The sequence below is a fragment of the Saccharopolyspora sp. NPDC000995 genome (assembly GCF_053599315.1).
Genome location: NZ_JBSFLZ010000335.1, coordinates 1 through 1,381, shown reverse-complemented (window position 1 = coordinate 1,381; position 1,381 = coordinate 1). Strand labels below are relative to the sequence as shown.

The 1,381-nt window shown below is 67.8% G+C and carries 1 protein-coding gene; it reads left to right on the top strand.

Annotation, left to right across the window (positions count from 1 at the left end; all coding sequences use genetic code 11):
- Positions 1-26: 26 nt before the first annotated feature.
- On the top strand, positions 27-1,381 hold a 1,355-nt coding region (locus ACWDKQ_RS36170; protein ID WP_450143241.1), incomplete at its 3' end, for a hypothetical protein.

Genomic DNA, 1,381 nt, shown 5'->3' with positions numbered 1-1,381 from the left:
AGGTACGGGAGGAGATCACGAACTGGGTGCCCACACCGGGAGGACCGGAAAACCTGCGTGCTGTCCTGACCCGCCACAACCTCAACGTCACCCGCAACGGGCAGGGACATTTCACTGACCAGCTCACGCGAGAGCTGGTCGGTGAGTGGGTACAGAATCTGGGCGGGAAAACAGACCCGGTCACCAACCACCGCTACGCCCCCAGGCGGGTGGCGGCGCTGTCCGGCGGCCTGGCCGGCCCCACGTCCGTGTCGACGTGGTGGGGGCCGGCACGGGAACCACAACCGGCACGGGAACCACAAGGGGTGTCCGACGAGGTACGGGAGGAGATCACGAACTGGGTGCCCACACCGGGAGGACCGGAAAACCTGCGTGCTGTCCTGACCCGCCACAACCTCAACGTCACCCGCGACGGCCGGGGAGGTCTCGTTGACCAGCTCACGCGAGAGCTGGTCCGTGGGTGGGTACAGAATCTGGGCGGGAAAACAGACCCGGCCACCAACCACCGCTACGCCCCCAGGCGGGTGGCGGCGCTGTCCGGCGGCCTGGCCGGCCCCACGTCCGTGTCGACGTGGTGGGGGCAGGCACGGGAACCACAAGCGGCACGGGAACCACAAGGGGTGTCCGACGAGGTACGGCGGGAGATCACGAACTGGGTGCCCACACCGGGAGGACCGGAAAACCTGCGTGCTGTCCTGACCCGCCACAACCTCAACGTCACCCGCGACGGCCGGGGACTCGTTGACAAGCTCACGCGAGAGCTGGTCGGTGAGTGGGCACAGAATATGGGCGGGAAAACAGACCCGGTCACCAACCACGCCTACTCCTCCAGGCGGGTGGCGGCGCTGTCCGGCGGCCTGGCCGGCCAGAGGTCCGTGTCGACGTGGTGGGGGCCGGCACGGGAAGCACAACCGGCACGGGAACCACAAGAGGTGTCCGACGAGGTACGGGAGGAGATCACGAACTGGGAGCCCACACCCGGAGGACCGGAAAACCTGCGTGCTGTCCTGACCCGCCACAACCTCAACGTCACCCGCAACGGCCGGGGACTCGTTGACAAGCTCACGCGAGAGCTGGTCGGTGAGTGGGCACAGAATATGGGCGGGAAAACAGACCCGGACACCAACCACGCCTACTCCGCCAGGCGGGTGGCGGAGCTGTCCGGCGGCCTGGCCGGCCAGAGGTCCGTGTCGACGTGGTGGGGGTCGGCACGGGAAGCACAACCGGCACGGGAACCACAAGGGGTGTCCGGCGAGGTAGGGCAGGAGATCCCGAACTGGGAGCCTGAATCCGGTTCGAGGCGGCGACATGAGGTAGTGGAGCTACCGGCCAAGCGGCAGGCCGTCCGGGACGGGACGGAACCACCGGGTAAGAAGCGGGT